Origin of the sequence: Arthrobacter sp. NPDC057009, assembly GCF_042673905.1 — a bacterium.
Taxonomy (GTDB): Bacteria; Actinomycetota; Actinomycetes; order Actinomycetales; family Micrococcaceae; genus Arthrobacter.
In genome coordinates this window covers 1-5021 of record NZ_JBHUSB010000045.1, presented here as the reverse complement: position 1 = coordinate 5021, position 5021 = coordinate 1, and the positions used below count along the sequence as shown (strand labels likewise).

At 67.0% G+C, this 5021-nt stretch carries 2 protein-coding genes, 1 pseudogene and 1 riboswitch; of the genes and pseudogenes, 2 read left to right on the top strand and 1 reads right to left on the bottom strand.

Annotation, left to right across the window (positions count from 1 at the left end):
- Positions 1-74: 74 nt before the first annotated feature.
- Positions 75-758, bottom strand: a complete 684-nt coding sequence (locus ACFTR6_RS21955) for a vitamin K epoxide reductase family protein (protein WP_377959470.1) — start codon at positions 756-758, stop codon at positions 75-77.
- A gap of 458 nt (positions 759-1216) precedes the next feature.
- On the opposite strand from ACFTR6_RS21955, the gene ACFTR6_RS21950 reads away from it, so the two are divergent.
- Together ACFTR6_RS21950 and ACFTR6_RS21945 are read left to right on the top strand one after the other, a co-directional pair.
- On the top strand, positions 1217-4606 hold the full coding sequence (locus ACFTR6_RS21950) for an Rne/Rng family ribonuclease (RefSeq protein ID WP_377959469.1): 3390 nt from the start codon (positions 1217-1219) through the stop codon (positions 4604-4606).
- Positions 4607-4747: 141 nt separating this feature from the next.
- Positions 4748-4844, top strand: a riboswitch (TPP riboswitch).
- Positions 4827-5021, top strand: a pseudogene (locus ACFTR6_RS21945) (bifunctional hydroxymethylpyrimidine kinase/phosphomethylpyrimidine kinase); the annotation flags it as partial. (Overlaps the previous riboswitch by 18 nt.)

The following is a 5021-nucleotide window of genomic DNA, read 5'->3' as shown; positions in this document are numbered from 1 at the left end:
TAACTCCCCCTGTGGCCGCCCCCCACCCCCGACCCCCCCCCCCCCACAACTGTACGTTCGCGCTCTTTGTTGGCCTAGAAACCCGAGGTGCCGACGAACACCTGGATGAAGGCGAAGAAAATCGTCGCGATAACGGCCACGTAGAGCAGCGCCGTGATGATCCACCCGGAGTCGCCCACGATCCGGGCAACGCCTGACGGGACGGGGATGACGCCGTGGACGACGTTGCGTACTGTCACCCAGACGAAGAGCGGGATCATCGCCGCCCACACAATCATGCAGAACGGACACAGGATGCGGATTTCGTACAGCGCCTGGGACCACAGCCAGACCACAAAGATGAATCCAAGCGTGACGCCGATCTGCAGCCCGATCCAGTACCAGCGGGCGAACCGCGCGCCCGCCAGCAAAGCCATTCCTGCGGTGATCGTGATGGCGAAGGCCACGATGCCGATGAACATGTTGGGGAAGCCAAACACCGAACTTTGCCACGTCTGCATGACCTGGCCGCAGGAAATCCAGGGGTTCACATCGCAGACGGTGGTGTGGTTGGGATCCTTGAGGACCTCGAGTTTCTCCAGCACCAGTGTTCCGGAGGCGAGCCAGCCAACGACGCCGGTGATGACCAGCAGCCAGCCGAACGGGCGGTCGCGGGTCATGGCCGGCACCGCGGCGCCGGCCGGAACAGCGGCCGGCCCGGCACCGTCCAGGTGGTCCTGTTCGTAGTCCGTGCCCGTGGAAGGCGAAGTGCGTGGCATGGGATAGCGTCCTTTTGTCTGGGGGTGCTCCTGCCCAGATTGTATCGCCGCCAGCTTGAGGCAGTCTGTACCCGGTGCTCACGGGCGCATTGACCGCCCCCGTCACACAATTACAGCGTATCTGAACAGCAATATGAGAGAATAAACGTGGCTGGAGAGCGAACCACATTCGAACTCCAGTCCGGTGGCTTGTTCCCAAGACCGCCAATGAGCAGCGGTGCAGGCTTGAAAAGAAGATCCAGCCTCCCGCCTTCCATTGGACGGCACCTGGTTGTGGTTGTCAGAAACAACGGGTTCCAGTAACAAGCCCGCCGGCCTGTCAGGCCTGCCGCACCCCACTGCCGGTGCGAGCCTGCTGGTATCCAATTGACTTCTGTCAATGCCTGCGGGTTTTGACAATATGTGCCCCAATGGGTGCCGAATGTGGCGGCATGTCAGGGGCAGGAGTGTTGCCACATATGGATAATGACCAGGTCATAGCCGAGAATGTCGAACTGGCTGCCGCCGATGAGGCCGCCGCCGAGGCTCCCAAGAAGGTCACCAGGACCCGACGCAAGGCTGCACCCAAGGCCACAGCAGCGGACGCCGAGACCGCGGCGTCGGAAACCGCTGCTCCGGTACCTGCAGCGTCTGAGACCGTACAGCCAGACACCGCAGCGTCTGAAACTCCTGTAGCCGAAGTCGCCGCGGAGGCCGGAGAAGCACCGGCCAAGGCCCCGGTCCGCCGGAGCCGCGCACGGAAGAAGGTTGCCGAGGAACCGCTGCCCGCGTTCGCGGAAGGTGCCGGGGCCGAAGTTGACGCACAGGCTGCCGGCGCGCAGGTAGCCGCCACTGAGCCGGCAGTCACGGGGCCGGCAGACGAGGCCGCTGCTGAGGAGCCGGCCGCCGAATCCAAGCCCGTCCGCCGCCGTCGGACAACGAAACCCAAAGCCACTGAGCCCGCCGAAAGCCCCGCGGAATCCACCGGAGCCTCCGCTGCAGGCACTGCCGTAGCAGCCGCTGAGGAAACCCAGGCTGCTCCGGAAACCCAGGCTGCCCCGGAAACCCCGGCTGCCCCGGAAACCCCGGCAGCAGCGGCCACTCCCGAATCCGCTGCTGCGCAGGAAGCCGGTGCTGCTCAGGAAACCGCTGCTGTCCAGGAAACTGCTGCCGTCCAGGAAGCGGCTGCCGAGGAGGAAGCCGAAGAAGAGGCTGCCGCGCAGTCGCCTCTGGCTTCGCTTTTCCTGGAGCCCGCCTCCGTTACATCGATCATCTTCCAGGCCCCCGACCTGAATACAGTCATCCGCCCCGCCGCCAAGGAAGACGCGGCCGCCGGGGAGGGCGAGGACGAGTTGGAGGACGAGGGTGGCCGGCGCCGGCGGCGCAGCCGCGGCCGCCGCGGCCGCAGCCGGTCCGACCGTGAAATCACCGACGGCGACGAGGGAGCAGAAGTTTCCGACGAAGCCGGCGAAGATGAGGGCGCCCAGCCCGAAGACGGCGTGACGTCCCGCCGTCGCCGCCGCCGCCGCCGCGGCGACCAGGATCTGGAACTGACCGGCGGGGGAGAAGACGATCCGCCCAACACGGTCACCCGCGTCCGCGCCCCCCGGGCCATCAGCGAGGCGCCGGCAAGCAACCGCGTCACCAGCGTCAAGGGATCCACGCGCCTCGAAGCCAAGAAGCAGCGCCGCCGGGAATCCCGCGATACCGGACGCCGCCGCACGGTCATCACCGAGGCCGAGTTCCTGGCCCGCCGGGAATCCGTGGACCGCCAGATGATCGTCCGCCAGCGCGACGACAGAATCCAGATCGGCGTCCTGGAGGACGGCGTCCTGGCCGAGCATTTCGTCTCCAAGACGCAGCAGGACTCCCTGATCGGCAATGTGTACCTGGGCAAGGTGCAGAACGTTCTGCCGTCCATGGAGGCCGCCTTCGTGGACATCGGACGCGGGCGCAACGCCGTGCTGTACGCCGGTGAGGTCAACTGGGATGCAGCCACCCTCGAGGGCAAGCAGCGCCGGATCGAAAATGCCCTGAAGTCGGGCGACTCCGTCCTGGTCCAGGTCACCAAGGACCCCGTGGGCCACAAGGGCGCGCGGCTGACCAGCCAGATCTCCCTGCCCGGCCGGTACCTTGTATACGTTCCCGGCGGGTCCATGACCGGCATCTCCCGTAAGCTGCCCGACGTCGAACGCAACCGGCTCAAGCGCATCCTCAAGGACCGCCTCCCCGAGGACGCGGGCGTCATTGTCCGCACCGCCGCCGAAGGCGCCTCCGAGGAGGAACTGACCCACGACATCAACCGCCTCCGTGCCCAGTGGGAGGGGATTGAAAGCCAGGCCAAGTCCACCAAGGTCCTCGCCCCCGAACTGCTCTACGGCGAACCGGACCTGACCATCAAGGTTGTGCGCGACGTCTTCAACGAGGACTTCTCCAAGCTGATCGTGTCCGGCGACGAAGCATGGGACACCATCGAGGCGTACGTCACCTACGTCGCACCGGACCTGGTGGGCCGGCTCGAAAAGTGGACCAAGGACGAGGACATTTTCTCCGCGTGGCGCATTGACGAGCAGATCCACAAGGCCCTGGACCGCAAGGTGTTCCTGCCGTCCGGCGGCTCCCTGGTCATTGACCGGACCGAGGCCATGACTGTGGTTGACGTTAACACCGGCAAGTTCACCGGCAGCGGCGGCAACCTCGAAGAGACCGTCACCAAGAACAACCTCGAGGCTGCCGAGGAAGTGGTCCGCCAGCTGCGGCTGCGCGACATCGGCGGCATCATCGTCATCGACTTCATCGACATGGTGCTGGAGTCCAACCGCGACCTGGTCCTGCGCCGCCTGGTGGAGTGCCTGGGCCGCGACCGCACCAAGCACCAGGTCGCCGAGGTCACCTCGCTGGGTCTGGTGCAGATGACCCGCAAGCGCATGGGTACCGGCCTCCTGGAGGTCTTCGGCGAGCAGTGCGAGGTGTGTGCAGGCCGGGGTGTGGTCACGCATGACGAGCCGGTGGAGCACCGCCGCGCCAACACCGTGGCCGCAGAGCACCATGTCCACCGTGCGGAGGTGCAGCCCCCTGCCCGTCCGGAGCGGAAGCGCCGCCGTGGCAAGGGCGGACAGCAGCCAGAGGGCGCTCCGGCCGCCCCTGCCGCGCTGCACCACCCCGACCCCTCGGAAGCAGAACGCCACGCCAAGGCTGAAGCCACCCGCGCCGCCCTCGCCAACATCGCGGCAGCGGCGCACGCCGCGCACCTGCACGAGGAGGCCGCGCAGACCGCCGCCGCGTCAGCGGAAGCACCGCGTCCGGCCGCGCCAGCGGCTGCCGCACCGGAAAGCCCTGTGGTGCACCGCGCTCCTGAAACGGAGAGCATCTCCGGCCGGCCAGGGGCAGTGCTGACTTTTGGCGGCGAGAAGGTGATTCTTCCGTTTGTCGATCACAGCGATGAGCCGCCGAAGGAAGCGCCGGCCCTGACGCTGGACCGCCTGGAGGAGGCCTTCGCGCACCTCGGCAGCCCGGTTGCGCCCGCCGAGAAGGAGGAGCCCAGGGAAGAGGCGCCGGCCCAGCGGGAAAGCGAGCAGCGGGAAAGCCGGCAGTCGGAGAGCCAGCCTGCTGCGGGCCAGCTGGCCGAAAGCTCCACCGCGCTGTCCCGGGGGCGCCGTCCGCGACGCAACCGCAGCGCCAGCCGTCCCCAGGGCGCAGCCAACGAAACATCCGTGGAGCACCACGAGGTTGCTCCCGCATCCGCCGCCGGGCACTCGCACGAGGCCAAGGCACCGGAGACGGGTGACGGCCGCGCGGCCAAGGCGGCTCCGCAGCCAGCCAGCGAACCGATTATTCTGGGGGTTGGGGTACCCGCCTCGGAACTCTGAGCTGATCAAGGTCTGGGATGACTGACTTCTGAATCCAGAGGAAGGGTCCGGCACCGCGCTTGCGGGGCCGGACCCTTTTCGCTGCCGGCCTGTCGCAAACGTCAAATTCGGCGCCATATCCGGAACGAACCGCTAGGCTGGGGGACTGACACGGGGTGCCGCGCACGGGCCGGCTGAGATCCAAACCCGTTGAACCTGTCCGGTTAGCACCGGCGAAGGGATGTCTCCTTTGTCATCAACACTGTCAGCATCGCTCCTGCCTGCACCAACGGCCGCCGCTACTCCGCTTCTGGAAACCGTGGCTCCGCCCACCCCCACCTCCCGCGCAGTTCCCCGGGTCCTTGCCATCGCCGGCTCGGATCCGTCCGGCGGCGCAGGCATTCAGGCCGACCTGAAAAGCATTGCAGCCCACGGC